The organism is Nostoc sp. KVJ3, assembly GCF_026127265.1.
GTDB lineage: Bacteria > Cyanobacteriota > Cyanobacteriia > Cyanobacteriales > Nostocaceae > Nostoc.
The window spans coordinates 1,159,922-1,176,134 of the sequence record NZ_WWFG01000002.1; the positions used below are offsets into that span (position 1 = coordinate 1,159,922).

A 16,213-nucleotide genomic window follows, 5' to 3' on the forward strand; every position below is an offset into this window, starting at 1 on the left:
CATGTTCCCAGTTTCGCAAGCTAAACCATACTCGTAAATAGTCGTTTTGTCGTGTTTTAAGTGTCTTTTTTAAGCAGTAACAAAGCATGTAATTCATGAGAGCATTATCGTCGTGTACATTCCCGGTGTAATGTAGAATCGTTCCAAGTCTCTGGCATTGTTCTCTGGCTGAAATACGCATCATTGCTGTCCCTCTTGTATGTTGTCAATATTGCTGTAAAGAGTATCATCAATACTATTTGTACTCTCATTATTATCGTTGCCGTGGTAAATGAAGTTGCACCAGTGGAATTATTTGCACGTTGTTTGTACGTTCGTTTGTGCAGTGTGCCATTAGAAGCAATCCGCTATAGAACAGCTTGTCTATACGATAAGTGTCAATCTTACCTACGAGTCCTATATCGCTTTGCAGGTGTACTATGCAGCCTACTGGGAAGTGTACTTTCTTTACAGCTTGAATAATACTTATCCACTGAATATCACCATGTCTATTGCTGTATAGCCATTTGCCGCCTATATATGTGAATTGTGCAATAGATGGAAAATACCTTGTGATACCACACTTTACATCGTCGTACAAAGTACATACGCATACATCCTGGGATACAACGTGCATAGGTGTTTGACGGTCTTTATCTACTACTATCTGATAGCTTTTAGTGTCGTATGGTGAAAGCTTTGCCTTAATAGTGTAATATTTGGTAGCTTCTGTAGGGTAAAGCCATTGTGCATATCCTTGTAGTGATGTCATAGGGAATGCTTGGTAGCTTCCTTTTTCATCCCCTATTATTTCAATTTTGCACATATCCTTATCGCGTAGTACTGGCGAGTTTGAGGAGATATCACTGCTATTTTGAAGTATCACTACTTCCTTATGTTTTGTGATTGCAGTATCTCTTTCATGATCCCAGTAGCAAGGCAGGATACGATATTCGCCGTTGATACCACAAGTTACTGTTGTTTCGTTTACATCTGACACTGTGATGCCACTTGTGTTGAATCTCACCGGTTGTATTGACGGGCTATTTGCATCTACCACTACACAAGCTTCTAGCCGTTCTAATTCACTTTTAAGTATTGAGTAATCGCTATCAAGTCGGCATTGCAAAGTAGCACCTTGAGTACGCAAATTTTTAAGTGCGTTCTGAATATCTCGATATCGCTGCATAGGTGTATTTTTGAAAGTGTCATTATTTATGTCAAAAAATCTGTCATTTAAAGTGTCATTATTTATGTCACTTTCCAAAAGAGGGTATCAAACCTCTGTAAGTGTTCTTTTTTCGGTATCCCAGTAGAAAACTTCAATAGGTGCCATGGGTTCCCAGTACTCAGTATTTAGTTCGTAATCCCAATCCATAGCACCTTCTATCAATGGTTCGTTTTCAGATTGAATAGCAGCACGCTCTTCGGTGTTATATTCGTCATCTTCGATGTCATCCAACATTTGATTCTCTAGCCGCATCCAGTGAATGACATCAATTAACTCGGCATCGGATAGAGGTTCTACACTATCTTCCGCATCTATAGCTTTATCTGCATTTTCCTCTTTTATCTTTGATGCTTGATATTCACTAACTTCCTCTACAACTGACTGCAAGGTGCTTAATGTTGTTACCTTGCCACAGGGAAATTCTACTTTATAGGCAGTAGTAGTCTTAGATAGTGTGATGCTGTAATCCTTTAGTAAGTCTTCAGATAGTCCTTTGAATGTTAATCTTGGCATTTTTACCTTCAGGAGAGTGTGTGGTGTTTTTTCTCTCGTGAGAACAATATAGCCACGGTGACATCACCATGACCTCAGTTTCATTACTTAATTCAAAAAGACACATCGGAGGTGACATTACCGTGACACCACGGTGGCTATTTTTACAACGATTGCCTTATTCTCAATCAATATATTGGTGTTGACCCCAGGGTGACATCATGACCATCTCAAAAAACAACGAACGCATTCAAGTGACTCTAGACAAGGAAGTAATAGGATTTTTGGATGAACAAGCACAACTTGAATTTAGAACTAGGTCGGCACAAGCTGCATTTGTGATAATGAAATACTTAAAAGAACGCGGCTATCCGATAAACATTGACACTAGCTCTAAAGAATAAATAGTTGACCTGGGCAAGTCTTGAAACTACCCAATAAAAAAGCGCCAACAATTGACGCTGTGAAGAAAATATCAGATGTAGACTAACTTCCAATTACCTTGAGCAAGAAATCAAAATAAGCTTCTCTGTTTTTGTCTATAGATTTTTCATGAATTCCTTCAAAACAGTTAACAAGGCTAAGAAGGTTTTTATCACCAAGCCCGAAAGATATTTCCCTTATTAAAAAATCCTTCCGTGCCTCTAGCAATTCTCTTGGGTCTGGCTGCATATTTGCTTTAGTAAGTGGCATATAACTTGCCTGGTAGTGGTAGATGCAACATCGTTGTTACCCATAGAGCATTCCCACTAAGTAGTTAAAATGCATCACCGCGCAATATTTGTACACACGACCTCAGTATGTCGCTAAACTGCTGACAACACACTACATAGGATGAAACACAATGACAAACTTAGTAGCTTACAACAACGACGGGCTAGAAATTTACATCGACAATATTAGTGGTGAAGCATTCGCCTCTATTAGCAGCTATGCGAGAATGTCAGGTTTATCTCAACAGGCTATTAGCAAGAGAGTCAAAGCCCACAACTTCAAGGAGATGAAAACAGCTGAAATACAGACTAGGGGAGGGACACAAGCCCACAACTTGTTAACTGAAGATATCATTGCTGACTGGATAGTGAGAGACAATCCTGATGTTGCAGCACAGTTCCTTAAGCTCGGTATCCGCAAGTTTATGCATACTCTTGCAGGATATTCACAAGCACAGGAAAAGCCACCCACATCTCTCACCCTCATTAACACATCAAACCTTACTGCACTCACTACGAAAGAAAACAAGCTACAAGATGAGGTAAAGATGCTTGAAACACGTCTGGCATCAATACGTAACGAGCTACAAAGCATCAAAACTGAGAAAGTAGCAATTGCTAAAACATTCGCTGCAAGTCACCCTGACGTGGTGAAACACGCTATCAAGTGCAATGAGATATTAGAGGCTTATGGTGATGGTAATAAGTACTTCTCAAATCCACTGAAGAGGTAGGCATACACCCTTCCACAGAAGTGACACTTAAAGTGTCAAAAAAAGTGTCATTATTTATGACAGAAAAAGTGTCAGTTTTAAAAAGAGGTATCAATGGCACGAAAACCAAGAGAAAGCGATTTACGACCAGGTAAATATATACATTATTGGGGGCAAAATAGACAGATATTGAGAGTATATAAAAACTTCCTAATACTCTCAGATACTTACTCATTTACGGGTGAGATACAGGTCGATAAGGGCAATGAATTTTTGCTGTGTTTTGATGAAATCAAAAAAGATGTGTTTGGGAGGGAAATAAAATGATAGGCAAAAAATTTATTCACAATACCTATGTGTTTATAGTGAGAAGTATTCACTGTGCCAATACATCGTATTGGTGCGAAAATACTCTCACTCACGAGAAACGATGGTTTTATGCGGAAGAGATAGAGGAGAGAGCGATTAGTAAGTTACCACAGCACAAAGAAGTAAAAATCAAGGAAGAGGCTAAATAGATGCAAATAATATTCTTCCGATACAAAGGGCACACGTTGGCAATAAACCATAATTACGCAAGCGACCCAAAACATCAGCTTGCAATAATGAAATGCAAAGACTGTCCACAGTATCAACACTTTAAAATGTTCATGGACAAAGCTATACGATATTTGGCTGATAAGGAAGATGGTGAGTATAGATTATCTCGTCAAGGTGATTGGAGAAAATATCCTCTTGATAATTCATTTTTTCTTCACGGCGAGCTAGCACTTGTTGACGATTAACGCACTTTCCACATAATTTACAACGCATAAGCAAAAATTACACCTTACTGTAAAAAGTAGGGTGTTTTCTTATGTGTAGGTGAATGATAAGTGTTTGTTATTACGATATGGGCGATCGGTAACTTTTTACTTATATATCAACAATAGATAAGTGTAAGTTATTGCGGTTTTGGCGATCGCCACCATTTTGCTTATTATTCAAATGAGCATCAGTTGAGCATCGATACTAAGTGACGTAAGTTACCAAAATAGGGTATTTTGTACTTAAAATGAGTGCTTTGAGCATTAAATGAGCATTTTTAGGAATGTTAAGGCTGAAAGTGTTGATAATACGTTGTTTCAAGACATCATCGCTGTTGGCGGATGTTTTGTGCAGGAGAGTTTACCGATAATCAATACACAATTGAAGGCACAACTTTACACGATCGCGTCCACACAACAGGCGATGGACAGCGAGGAGAAACTTGGCAGATTCGGGCGATTTGGCTGAAGTCTGAGCAATACAAACTCATCGGCAAATCTGATTTAATTGAAGCCGAATCAGGTCAAGTTTATCCAGTGGAATACAAACGGGGACGCAAAGGCGAATGGGATAACGATGAATTGCAAGTTTGCGCCCAAGCCTTATGTTTAGAAGAGATGACAGGACAACCTGTTACTACTGGATATATTTATTATGCTCACTCCCATCAACGGCAATTAGTAGAGATTAATGCAGAATTACGACAAAGTGCGATCGCTACTATTCAATCTGTCACAAATCTCTTAGAAACCGGAGCAATGCCAAAACCAGTTTACAGCAAACGCTGCCAAGGATGCAGTCTTTATTCGCAATGTTTGCCCAAAGCAACTGATAAGGTCAAAAGTTATCAAGAAGTTAATTTTTGAACATTATCTTGGCTAATAAAATTTACTACTAGTTTAATCATCTGGGTTTAAGCGTAAGTTTTACCCCTCCCTAACCCTCCCCTTATAAAGGCTACGGTGTACACACAAGTCTTTGAGAGTGGCCTCATAGGCTTTTGATCCCCCCAACCCCCCGATAAATTGGGGGGCAAAAGTCTCTTAAAGTCCCCCTTTTTAAGGGGGATTTAGGGGGATCTCCAAGGATTTTGGGTTTCTACAGAGATGTGTGTATACCCTCCCCTTATAAAGGGGAGAGAACTAAATTTCCTGTTTCCCCCCAATATATCGGGGGGATTAAGGGGGGTAATTCGACTTGTCTATACACCATTGGCTACTCTAATCTGATGGCGTATTGAGTTTAATAACTTTCAATTAATTAAGGATGAAATCATGGGAACAGTTTACGTAACACAAACTGACGCTTTTATTGGCAAACTAGACGAACGTCTCACTGTCAAAGCTGAACAAAAAACAATCTTAGATATCCCTTTAATTAAAATAGAGGGAATTGTAGTACTAGGAAGGGCTACCGTTTCCCCATCAGTTGTAAGTGAACTTTTAGATCGTCACATTTGTTTAACATTTCTCACAGAAAACGGACGATATTTAGGGCGTTTAGAACCAGAAGTTACCAAAAATATCTTTGTTCGGAAAGCCCAATGGCAAGCTATAGGAGAATCACAACACGCAATACATTTAGTCAGAGGATTTGTGCGCGGTAAATTGAAAAATTACCGCCATAGCTTACTTCGCACTCAGCGAGAACATCCTGATGTTGACCTGAATAATAACATCACTCGATTGGAAAACGCGATCGCACCAATCGAAAACACTAACAATATTGATTCCCTCAGAGGCTTAGAAGGTGCTGGTAGTGCAGCCTATTTTGGTTGCTTTCAACACCTAATTAAAACCCCAGAATTCCGATTTGAAGCCAGACGCCGCCGCCCACCAACCGATCCAGTTAACGCCCTACTGAGTCTTGGATATTCATTACTACGTCATGATGTGCAAAGTGCTTTAAATATTGTTGGCTTCGATCCTTATCTAGGATACTTGCACGTTGAGCGTTATGGTAGACCTTCCCTAGCCTTAGACTTGATGGAAGAATTTCGTCCTTTAATAGTGGATGCTGTAGTATTGTCGCTGATTAACAAGCGATCGCTCACGTTAGCTGACTTTACCACCGAACCGCTCAGTGGTGCCGTAAATTTAACCAAAGAAGGACTGCGTACATTTCTTAGCGCTTACCAACAAAAGAAACTATCGACTTTCAAACATCCAGTCATGGGAAACAAATGCACCTACCAAGAATCCTTTGAAATTCAGGCGAGGTTATTAAGTAAGTACCTCATGAACGAAATCGATAAATATCCCCCCTTAGTTCTCAAATAACTTTCCCATGTATATTGTTGTCAGCTACGACATTCCAGAAGATAAGCGTCGGACTAAAATCCATTCCATTCTCAAGTCTTACGGACAATGGATGCAACTGAGTGTGTTTGAGTGCGATGTTACTCCCACTCAGTATGCTAAACTGCGATCGCGTTTAGCCAAATTGATTAAACCCGACACCGACAGCGTGCGCTTTTATTTTCTCTGTGGCTGTTGTCAGAGAAAAATCGAACGTATTGGAGGAGAACAGCCACGAGACGAAACAATTTTCTTTGCTGAGTCTGCTTCTAGCTAGGTTTTTGCATTTCAAATGCGCGGAAGGGTAGGTGTACAAATTCTACAGCATCAAAAAAGTGCTTGTATCCCAACTCCAGCAAGGCTTTCAACCCATTATTGCCTAATCCTCATCCGCGCAACCTCTGAAATGCTTATCAAAAGACGATTTCAGCCTTTAAATTTTCCTGGCGCTCTTTCCAAATGAATTCTCTAATGCTATGATTGCCCTTGAAACGCGAAACTGCACCTTGAAAACTAAATACAGCTTGGGTTCCAGCCTCCTGCTATTGCAATTCATAAAAATCCCTATTAGGGATTGAAACGAGAGTAAGACTAGCTAATATCATCCAATCCAAAATTGCAATTCATAAAAATCCCTATTAGGGATTGAAACCCAGCCGCATCAGCAGGTTGCTCAATCAAAGAAAGATTGCAATTCATAAAAATCCCTATTAGGGATTGAAACAAAAGTTCCGAGTCTGTTCTTAATACGATGTTTTATTGCAATTCATAAAAATCCCTATTAGGGATTGAAACCTAATCCATCTCCATTTCCTACTCCTTCGCCTTCGCATTGCAATTCATAAAAATCCCTATTAGGGATTGAAACTTTGCCGGAATTCCTGCGTCGGTAGCTAATCCCGATTGCAATTCATAAAAATCCCTATTAGGGATTGAAACAAGTGTATCTTGCAAACCACAGACTCGAAAGAATATATTGCAATTCATAAAAATCCCTATTAGGGATTGAAACTTTATGCCTATACATGGATCTGACTTTTTAACTCATTGCAATTCATAAAAATCCCTATTAGGGATTGAAACAAAGCTTCTGGAAGTAAAACAAATGTTCAGCTTCCTGATTGCAATTCATAAAAATCCCTATTAGGGATTGAAACTAATTATCTAAGGGGTGCGACTTACCAACGCAATTGCAATTCATAAAAATCCCTATTAGGGATTGAAACCTGATCCGAAACTTGAGGAGGTATAAAATGAGAAAATTGCAATTCATAAAAATCCCTATTAGGGATTGAAACATAATGAATTAAGATCATGAGAAGATCGTGAGGGATATTGCAATTCATAAAAATCCCTATTAGGGATTGAAACACCCATAACCTAGCATTTGACCCCTTTACCTCAAATTGCAATTCATAAAAATCCCTATTAGGGATTGAAACAGTATATCCACCAAGAATACGAACGCATTAACAAAATTGCAATTCATAAAAATCCCTATTAGGGATTGAAACTGGTAACAGGATGATACCTAAAATACTCTTCAAATTGCAATTCATAAAAATCCCTATTAGGGATTGAAACAGACATCGTATTGGACATTGCGTATCCATACGAGTTTGAATTGCAATTCATAAAAATCCCTATTAGGGATTGAAACGGGCACTCATTCGATTGAGTAGCAGTACTATCAAATTGCAATTCATAAAAATCCCTATTAGGGATTGAAACCTTTTAAATTAGATACATTGGCAAAGATTACGACAGATTGCAATTCATAAAAATCCCTATTAGGGATTGAAACGAATATAATCTTTCTCATGGCTTGAAACACTTACCATGTATGGAATTGCAATTCATAAAAATCCCTATTAGGGATTGAAACGAATATAATCCTACAAAAGAAATGATTATTCCACAAATTGCAATTCATAAAAATCCCTATTAGGGATTGAAACGCTAGGTATATTAAATTACATTGCCATGACTCCAAATTGCAATTCATAAAAATCCCTATTAGGGATTGAAACCACAGAACAGTGGTAACAGGATAGCCCGAAGCAGGAATTGCAATTCATAAAAATCCCTATTAGGGATTGAAACACGACTCCTCAAGAATACGCTAGCAAGTACAAGATTGCAATTCATAAAAATCCCTATTAGGGATTGAAACTTTCCGTTAAAGTAATAACCGCCCTTTTAATCAATTGCAATTCATAAAAATCCCTATTAGGGATTGAAACCTTGCTTGAATTACAGCTAAAACAACATGGAACTAATTGCAATTCATAAAAATCCCTATTAGGGATTGAAACAGTGGCGGACAGCCCTGACACCTCGAAAAGCACTATTGCAATTCATAAAAATCCCTATTAGGGATTGAAACATCACGGACGTGCTGCTGCAAGGCTTTACGGCATATTGCAATTCATAAAAATCCCTATTAGGGATTGAAACCATAGGGGATGTGAGTTGCAAGTGGAATGCGCGATATTGCAATTCATAAAAATCCCTATTAGGGATTGAAACGCTGAAGAGACGGCCGCCAAGCAGAAAGAGATGGATTGCAATTCATAAAAATCCCTATTAGGGATTGAAACTGGAATCATGTATTTGCAATGTAGGGAGAAAACAAATTGCAATTCATAAAAATCCCTATTAGGGATTGAAACTAAAAATAGCATTTTGCCATGCGCGGGAAGGCATAATTGCAATTCATAAAAATCCCTATTAGGGATTGAAACAGGACTATAAGATGCTGCTAATCTAATAATACTTGGATTGCAATTCATAAAAATCCCTATTAGGGATTGAAACGATGGCAAAACCAGTGAGGCTGATCAGGAGTTGGATTGCAATTCATAAAAATCCCTATTAGGGATTGAAACTTTCACCTACAAGCATGCTAAAATAGCTAAAATTAATTGCAATTCATAAAAATCCCTATTAGGGATTGAAACGGGATAAATTTCAGGGAAACTAGGCGCATTTTTATTGCAATTCATAAAAATCCCTATTAGGGATTGAAACAGGTGTTGCCGCGATCGCACACCAAACAACTTAGATTGCAATTCATAAAAATCCCTATTAGGGATTGAAACTCCAACTATAGTAAATAATCCTTTAACTAATTTATCTAATTGCAATTCATAAAAATCCCTATTAGGGATTGAAACCTAACTATAGATTCACCTGCTTGAAATCTATTTATTGCAATTCATAAAAATCCCTATTAGGGATTGAAACGTTTGATAGCAGTTATGTTTTTGAGTACTTTATTGCAATTCATAAAAATCCCTATTAGGGATTGAAACAAAAAAGTGCGCTTCCCAGTAGGCACAATATGCCACATTGCAATTCATAAAAATCCCTATTAGGGATTGAAACGCCATCGCTGAGTTCGTCGGTGAACCAGTCACATTGCAATTCATAAAAATCCCTATTAGGGATTGAAACATAACTAAGCTACCCGTAGGATATTCAGTACCTTCATTGCAATTCATAAAAATCCCTATTAGGGATTGAAACACTTGCGATCGCTCTTTGGGCGGGAGGATCCCAAATATGTAAAAATATAAGCTGTCATTGCGAGCGTAATGAAATGGAGCGAAGCAATCGCAGTATCTAGACTTTGCGATTGCTTCATTCCGCTTCACTTCATTCGCAATGACTGGACTCTGATACTTCCACATTACAAATATGGAGAGCGATTGCTTCATTCATTCCGCTTCACTTCATTCGCAATGACAATCTATAGCGATTTTATTACTGCGGTGTTGATGCTGATTCAGTACGCGACAAGTTGCGATCGCTTGGCATTGGATGCGAAGATCCGATGGAGAATTAGGCCATCGCATTTAACTGATTAATCGTCATAGTCATTGTAGTATTAACAAGCAACTGCGATCGCACAAGTCATTTTTCTACCTTACCAAGCTTACCGCTATTTTATTGGGCGCGATGCCTGGTTTGGGCTACGCTTACGCACTAATTCCTACAAGCTCAAAGTTTATTTTTTAATTGCCGCAATTGCCACATTTTCCAGAAATAGCTAGAAATCCAATTGGTAATCATGTGAGCGACAATCGGCACTAATAAGTTGCCTGTCAACAAGGCACTATATGCCAATATCATGCCGACAATTGTTGCCCAAATCACATAAGGCCATTGTTGGGAACCGCTAAGATGCAAGATGCCAAAGCAAAGACTGGATATAATAACAGCTAGGTTATCCAAGCCTAAAGCTGACAGCATTACACCTCGAAATAACAATTCTTCACTTAAACCCGGTAGCAACCCCAGCCAAATTAAGTCGGGCAAAGTTAAAGGCTTGAGTACTACTTCTAGATAATAATCTGCACTTTTTCGATAGGCAGTCCAAAGGCGATAAGTTAAGCCACTTAAGGCAGTAATGACCAATCCCAATCCTACACCTAACAGCAAATCCTTCTCGTCCCACTTCCAGGAAAATAGGGAAAAGTTGCCAAAGTGCAACGAAAGTTTGGCGACTATCAACAAAATGATTGCAGTCGCTCCCATCGCCCCAAGTACTTGGACACGTGTCAAATATGGAATTTCTGGCTCTTGTTTTTGTTGTTCAACCACGGGTTTTTTAAGGGGGAAGGGGGCAAGGGGGAAGGGACAAGAGAGAAATAACTCCTAACTCCTAACTTTTAATTACTGGCTGCAAAGGTAATAATTTGGGACGGAGAGCGGAGGGGTTGATGCCCGCTTTGTGTGCTACTAATACACCTACTGCTTCTAAATATGAGTTTACCTGTATAACTTTGATTCCCAACGGTTGAGGAGGAACTTCGATTAGAGTTTTATTTTCTTCTACTGTAATTATTTGGCATCGTCTTTGGCTTAAACTAAGTAAAGCACTGCTACCACAAGCATTCGCAGGTGCGATCGCAGCATCGACTTCATCTACCCAAATATCTCCTTTCTCTGATGCACTCGCTCCTTTTTCTATTATAAATTGTGGGGCACGACTTAATCCTACAAGAACACAGGGCAAAAAGGTATAACCCAATTCTTCGGCGGCGGAACGGGGAGATAAATCAGGTTGTGGAGGTTCGCTCAAAAGGGCGGGAGAATGAGCGCAAGGAATTTGAAAGGTTCGCACTAGCAAATGGCTAATTACAGCTTCTGCACCCGCTAAAGGATCAACGCCTTCACCGTGGCGGTATTTTTGTACTGCTTCCTCATCCATATCATCAGGGAAACGCGCAACAACTGCGATCGCTTCTGCACCCGCTTTTTTTATTAATATCTCAGCCGCCCGTAATAAACTATCCGGGTTGCCAATTGTTCCCCAACTAGCTCCCGATGCTGTAGTCCGTAGTTCTACATTCAACGGTGCATCAGTAATTACATAATCTGTTAAAGTCAATCCGAGGGTTGCTCTAACTGCATCGGCGGCTTGTATATGTCGTAGCCGTAACTCTGGCTCAATACCTTGGTCTAAAAGCAAACCTACCTTATTGTTACGGACTGGACGTAACCCCCAGCATCCAGAGGCGAATTTGTCAAGCCCGTAACCTTCAACATAGAAAGCATTACGGAGATTCCAGTACAAACTTGCGCCATTCAGGACATTGGGGTGAGTAATGAGGCGATCGCAAACCTGTGCTATAACTCTAGCAACAGGTAAAGCATCTCCTGCATAACCGCCAATGGCAGCCCCAACGCCAGTTGGTACAATTAAGATAGCTGTGTATGGATGCATATTTGCAATTGGGAATTGGGCATTGGGCATTGGGCATTGGGCATTACTATTCTTCTTGTACTCCTCTGTTCCCCCTGCCTCCCCTGCCTCCCCTGCCTCCCCTGCCTCCCCTGCCTCCCCTACTCCCTACTCCCTACTCAGCACTGACTGTAGTCACCACGGCTTCAACTGTCGCTTTTTGTTCGTCAACATCTACAGAGGTAACAGCCCAACGGAGGGGTTCGCCTTGTTTCTTCAACTCTGTTTCAATTACTTCTAGTAATTCTGCGGGAGTTTCTTGTAAATCAATTTCTGCGGTAATAAAATGAGTTGTCATCTTGGTAAATCCTGTTGATTTGTAGTTTATAGAATAGCTGATGTGCGTTGCGATGAAATACTTATGTTATCGATCGGATTTGGTAATATTCAGCGAACAGTTATTCAGTTATGAATAATTCTCCGATATACTGATAACTGTTCACAGATTATTTGTCTTTGCCAAATTGTAACTGATAAACGATGTCTTCCTTTTCCGTCTCAAGTTTCAAATCAGAAAGGGGTTTGGCAACGCAAAGCAATAAGTAACCTTGCTTTTGTAAATCTGGACTAACGCCCATACCATCAGCTTGATTCACAGTTCCCTCAGATAGTTGACCGGCGCAAGTTGTACAAACACCAGCATTGCAAGAACTCGGCAGTTCCAAACCAGCAGCATCGGCAACTGATAAGATCGTTTCATCTTCGGGAACTTGCAAAGTATGAATTTTGCCTTGGTGATTAATTTCTACGGTGTAAGTTTTGGACATATACAAAGGAAGTGTGACACAGAGGACAAATAAATTATCTTATCTGATAAATAAGCACATTACCAAGTTAATAAAGACGAAAAGAGAATTATTTTCAAAGAGTCCGATCGGGAAAAATAGTTATACAGTGATAATTATAAGTCCTTGCTAGACAAAAAACTTAAAGTAAGGAGATTCACTTCCTGTTAATTCTATTTGTAAAGACTTGTGAGGTTGAATGCTTTTAAAACTAGGGAAGTGATGATACACACTTAAACGGTGTTTGGTTAAATATTTGGAGTGAAGTTAAGAATGCTGGAATCATATCGTAAACACGTTGCCGAAAGAGCAGCACTAGGAATTCCCCCCTTACCATTGGATGCGAAGCAAACATCTGAACTGTGCGAATTACTGAAAAATCCGCCAAAGGGTCAAGAGGATATATTATTGCATTTATTGAGCGATCGCGTTTCTCCTGGTGTCGATCCAGCAGCTTATGTCAAAGCTGGATTTCTCACCGCCATTGCCAAGGAGGAAATCACCAGTCCGTTGATTGCGCCCATCGAAGCGGTGCAATTATTAGGGACAATGATCGGTGGTTACAACGTGCAATCTTTAATTGATTTACTGCAATTGCCTACCGTATCTCTCTCAGACTCATCCGAAACCCCACTGGTAATGGGCGGACAAGGAAAGGAACCCATCGCCGCCTATGCCGCCAACGCTTTAAGCAAAATCCTCTTGGTGTACGATGCCTTCCACGATGTTTTAGAGTTGTCTAAAACCAATCCTTTCGCCAAGCGGGTGATTGACTCTTGGGCGGAAGCTGAATGGTTTACCCTTCGCCCCACAGTTCCAGAAGCGATTACTGTCACCGTTTTTAAAGTTCCTGGCGAAACCAATACCGACGATTTATCACCCGCCCAAAGCGCCACAACTCGCCCAGATATTCCCTTACACGCCTTAGTGATGTTAGAGTCACGGCAACCGGGAAGCTTGGCAACCATTGCTGAGTTGAAGAAAAAAGGGCATCCTGTAGCTTACGTAGGGGATGTAGTTGGTACTGGTTCCTCGCGGAAATCTGCCATCAACTCCGTATTGTGGCATACAGGAAATGATATACCTTTTGTGCCAAACAAACGCGCTGGGGGTTATGTTTTAGGTGGTGCGATCGCGCCAATCTTCTTTAACACAGCAGAAGATGCCGGTGCTTTGCCTATTCAGTGCGATGTCACTAAACTAGAAACCGGCATGGTAATTACCATTCATCCCTACAAAGGCGAAATTACAAACGAAGCTGGTGAAGTCATTTCTACCTTTGACCTTAAACCTGATACCATCCTCGATGAAGTCCGCGCAGGTGGACGCATCCCCCTACTTATTGGACGTACCCTCACCGACAAAACTCGTCTTGCACTTGGTTTAGAACCCAGCACCGTTTTCACCCGTCCCCAGCAAGCTTTTGATACAGGCAAAGGCTACACCCTAGCACAGAAAATGGTAGGTAAAGCGTGCGGATTACCTGGTGTGCGTCCCGGTACATCTTGCGAACCCATCATCACTACCGTTGGTTCTCAAGATACCACAGGCCCCATGACCCGCGACGAATTGACAGAACTCGCCTGTCTTGGTTTCAGTGCAGACTTAGTGATACAAAGTTTCTGCCATACTGCTGCTTACCCCAAACCAGTAGACATTAAAACCCATCACGAACTCCCCGATTTCTTTGCCTCTCGTGGCGGTGTTGCCCTGCGTCCCGGTGATGGTATCATCCACTCCTGGTTAAACCGGATGCTGCTACCTGATACAGTGGGAACTGGCGGCGACTCTCACACCCGCTTCCCCTTGGGTATTTCCTTTCCCGCCGGTTCTGGATTAGTGGCCTTTGCAGCGGCTTTGGGTGTCATGCCTTTAGATATGCCAGAGTCAGTATTGGTAAGATTTAAAGGAGAATTGCAACCAGGTGTAACTCTGCGGGATGTTGTGAATGCCATTCCCTACATAGCAATTCAAAAAGGTTTGCTGACAGCAGAGAAGCAGAATAAGAAAAATGTTTTCTCTGGGCGAATTCTGGAAATAGAAGGTTTGCCAGATTTAAAAGTTGAACAAGCCTTTGAACTCACCGATGCTAGTGCCGAACGTTCTTGCGCCGGATGCACAATTAAGCTGAGTGTAGAGACAATTTCGGAATATCTGCGTTCTAACGTAGCGTTGCTGAAAAATATGATCGCACGGGGCTATCATGATCCGCGTACCATGCTGCGCCGTGTGGCCAAGATGGAAGAATGGTTAGCAAATCCCGTGTTATTAGAAGGCGATGCCGATGCGGAGTATGCCGAAATAATTGAAATTGATTTGAACGAAATCAAAGAACCAATTGTTGCTGCTCCCAATGACCCCGATAATGTTAAATTATTATCGGAAGTTGCTAATGATCCAGTGCAAGAAGTATTCGTCGGTTCTTGTATGACGAATATCGGTCATTATCGGGCAACAGCGAAAGTTTTGGAAGGCGCAGGTGAAGTGAAAACTCGCCTGTGGATAGCACCACCAACGCGCATGGATGAACACCAATTAAAAGAAGAAGGTGTATACAGCGTGTTTGGGGCTGCGGGTGCGCGTACAGAAATGCCAGGGTGCAGTTTGTGTATGGGTAATCAGGCGCGAGTTGCTGATGGCACAACAGTGTTTTCTACCTCTACCCGCAACTTCAATAATCGCATGGGTAAAGATGCGCGAGTGTATCTTGGTTCAGCAGAATTAGCCGCAGTTTGTGCGCTGCTGGGACGGCTTCCTACAGTGCAGGAATACTTGGATATTGTGGCGAGTAGAATTCATCCTTTTGCAGATGATTTGTATCGGTATTTGAACTTCGATCAAATCCTCGGTTTTGAGGATGAAGGGCGAGTGATTGCGTTGGAAGATATGCCGAGACTTGAGGATATTTTGGGTATGCCGACTGTGGCGAGGTAGGTAATAATTAAAATGAAATACCCCAGGTTTTAATCTGTGGCTACATTAAGAAACCCGCATTAGCGGGTTTCTTAATGTAAATCCCTCATATTGAAGTCTTTGATAATACAAAAAATTAGTTATTATCGTATATGATACACAAAGCAAATAACAAGCATGAAAGCATCAGAAACAACTCTCCGTAACTTACTAGAAGGTGGTAAACAGTTTCAAATACCTCTTTTTCAGCGACCATACTCTTGGAAAAAAGAGAACTGGGAGACTCTGTGGGAAGATTTGATGAGTCTTTATAATGATGATGAAAAAGGTTTTTATTTTCTTGGGCCTATAATAACCCAAGCTGAGGCATCATACCTTATTTTTGCTTCTTTTTTTGTTTAAGTCCCGTTAATTGTTATGGTGTGTTCTACTGTGCGATCGCTTACTCGCCTAACTTAGGGATCGCCGACAATTGATGCTCCATAACATAGGGCCAACTAGCTATCATTAGCTAAGTAGTATGCCAGATACGAC

15 protein-coding genes, 1 pseudogene and 1 CRISPR repeat array are annotated in these 16,213 nt (G+C 40.7%); of the genes and pseudogenes, 9 read left to right on the forward strand and 7 right to left on the reverse strand.

The genetic code is table 11. The annotated features are described in order from the left end of the window. Positions 1 to 253 precede the first annotated feature (253 nt). Positions 254 to 1,168 carry a hypothetical protein gene (locus tag GTQ43_RS21035; protein ID WP_265274132.1) on the reverse strand — a complete coding sequence of 305 codons (915 nt, stop codon included), beginning with the start codon at positions 1,166 to 1,168 and terminating at the stop codon, positions 254 to 256. An 87-nt stretch (positions 1,169 to 1,255) separates the two neighbouring features. Next, a complete protein-coding gene (locus tag GTQ43_RS21040; RefSeq protein ID WP_265274131.1) occupies positions 1,256 to 1,723 on the reverse strand; it encodes a hypothetical protein in 468 nt (155 codons plus the stop codon). A gap of 200 nt (positions 1,724 to 1,923) precedes the next feature. Here GTQ43_RS21040 and GTQ43_RS21045 point away from each other — a divergent pair, with 200 nt between their 5' ends. Next, positions 1,924 to 2,106 carry a ribbon-helix-helix domain-containing protein gene (locus tag GTQ43_RS21045; RefSeq protein ID WP_265274130.1) on the forward strand — a complete coding sequence of 61 codons (183 nt, stop codon included), beginning with the start codon at positions 1,924 to 1,926 and terminating at the stop codon, positions 2,104 to 2,106. Positions 2,107 to 2,188: 82 nt separating this feature from the next. On the opposite strand, the gene GTQ43_RS21050 is transcribed toward GTQ43_RS21045, so the two are convergent. Continuing rightward, the gene (locus GTQ43_RS21050) at positions 2,189 to 2,395 is read right to left on the reverse strand and encodes a hypothetical protein (RefSeq protein ID WP_265274129.1); all 207 of its coding nucleotides are present in this window, start codon (positions 2,393 to 2,395) and stop codon (positions 2,189 to 2,191) included. A 151-nt stretch (positions 2,396 to 2,546) separates the two neighbouring features. Here GTQ43_RS21050 and GTQ43_RS21055 point away from each other — a divergent pair, with 151 nt between their 5' ends. From GTQ43_RS21055 to GTQ43_RS21080, 6 genes and pseudogenes are all read left to right on the forward strand, one after another. Next, positions 2,547 to 3,149 (forward strand): hypothetical protein, encoded by a 603-nt coding sequence (locus GTQ43_RS21055; RefSeq protein WP_265274127.1) that lies wholly within the window; start codon positions 2,547 to 2,549, stop codon positions 3,147 to 3,149. A gap of 93 nt (positions 3,150 to 3,242) precedes the next feature. Next, on the forward strand, positions 3,243 to 3,455 hold the full coding sequence (locus tag GTQ43_RS21060; RefSeq protein WP_265274125.1) for a hypothetical protein: 213 nt from the start codon (positions 3,243 to 3,245) through the stop codon (positions 3,453 to 3,455). Between the two features lie 806 nt (positions 3,456 to 4,261). Further along, positions 4,262 to 4,801, forward strand: a pseudogene (gene cas4, locus GTQ43_RS21065) (CRISPR-associated protein Cas4); the annotation flags it as partial. A 408-nt stretch (positions 4,802 to 5,209) separates the two neighbouring features. Further along, entirely contained in the window at positions 5,210 to 6,214 is a 1,005-nt protein-coding gene (gene cas1d / locus GTQ43_RS21070; protein WP_265274688.1) for a type I-D CRISPR-associated endonuclease Cas1d, read from the forward strand. Positions 6,215 to 6,221: 7 nt separating this feature from the next. After that, on the forward strand, positions 6,222 to 6,509 hold the full coding sequence (gene cas2 / locus GTQ43_RS21075) for a CRISPR-associated endonuclease Cas2 (RefSeq protein ID WP_265274689.1): 288 nt from the start codon (positions 6,222 to 6,224) through the stop codon (positions 6,507 to 6,509). Positions 6,510 to 6,776: 267 nt separating this feature from the next. Further along, a CRISPR array of direct repeats spans positions 6,777 to 9,760; the repeat unit is 37 nt; unit sequence ATTGCAATTCATAAAAATCCCTATTAGGGATTGAAAC. Positions 9,761 to 9,975: 215 nt separating this feature from the next. Continuing rightward, entirely contained in the window at positions 9,976 to 10,101 is a 126-nt protein-coding gene (locus GTQ43_RS21080) for a hypothetical protein (RefSeq protein ID WP_265274690.1), read from the forward strand. 133 nt (positions 10,102 to 10,234) lie between these two features. On the opposite strand, the gene GTQ43_RS21085 is transcribed toward GTQ43_RS21080, so the two are convergent. From GTQ43_RS21085 to GTQ43_RS21100, 4 genes are all read right to left on the reverse strand, one after another. After that, the gene (locus GTQ43_RS21085; RefSeq protein WP_265274691.1) at positions 10,235 to 10,837 is read right to left on the reverse strand and encodes a CPBP family intramembrane glutamic endopeptidase; all 603 of its coding nucleotides are present in this window, start codon (positions 10,835 to 10,837) and stop codon (positions 10,235 to 10,237) included. A 61-nt stretch (positions 10,838 to 10,898) separates the two neighbouring features. Beyond that, the gene (locus GTQ43_RS21090) at positions 10,899 to 11,963 is read right to left on the reverse strand and encodes a DUF3326 domain-containing protein (protein WP_265274692.1); all 1,065 of its coding nucleotides are present in this window, start codon (positions 11,961 to 11,963) and stop codon (positions 10,899 to 10,901) included. A 133-nt stretch (positions 11,964 to 12,096) separates the two neighbouring features. Then, on the reverse strand, positions 12,097 to 12,279 hold the full coding sequence (locus GTQ43_RS21095) for a hypothetical protein (RefSeq protein WP_265274693.1): 183 nt from the start codon (positions 12,277 to 12,279) through the stop codon (positions 12,097 to 12,099). 148 nt (positions 12,280 to 12,427) lie between these two features. After that, positions 12,428 to 12,748 carry a 2Fe-2S iron-sulfur cluster-binding protein gene (locus tag GTQ43_RS21100; protein WP_265274694.1) on the reverse strand — a complete coding sequence of 107 codons (321 nt, stop codon included), beginning with the start codon at positions 12,746 to 12,748 and terminating at the stop codon, positions 12,428 to 12,430. 291 nt (positions 12,749 to 13,039) lie between these two features. On the opposite strand from GTQ43_RS21100, the gene acnB reads away from it, so the two are divergent. Both acnB and GTQ43_RS21110 read left to right on the forward strand, forming a co-directional pair. Next, on the forward strand, positions 13,040 to 15,700 hold the full coding sequence (gene acnB / locus GTQ43_RS21105) for a bifunctional aconitate hydratase 2/2-methylisocitrate dehydratase (RefSeq protein ID WP_265274695.1): 2,661 nt from the start codon (positions 13,040 to 13,042) through the stop codon (positions 15,698 to 15,700). A 156-nt stretch (positions 15,701 to 15,856) separates the two neighbouring features. Next, complete coding sequence (locus GTQ43_RS21110) at positions 15,857 to 16,081, forward strand: DUF262 domain-containing protein (protein WP_265274696.1); 225 nt, start codon at positions 15,857 to 15,859, stop codon at positions 16,079 to 16,081. Positions 16,082 to 16,213: the final 132 nt, after the last annotated feature.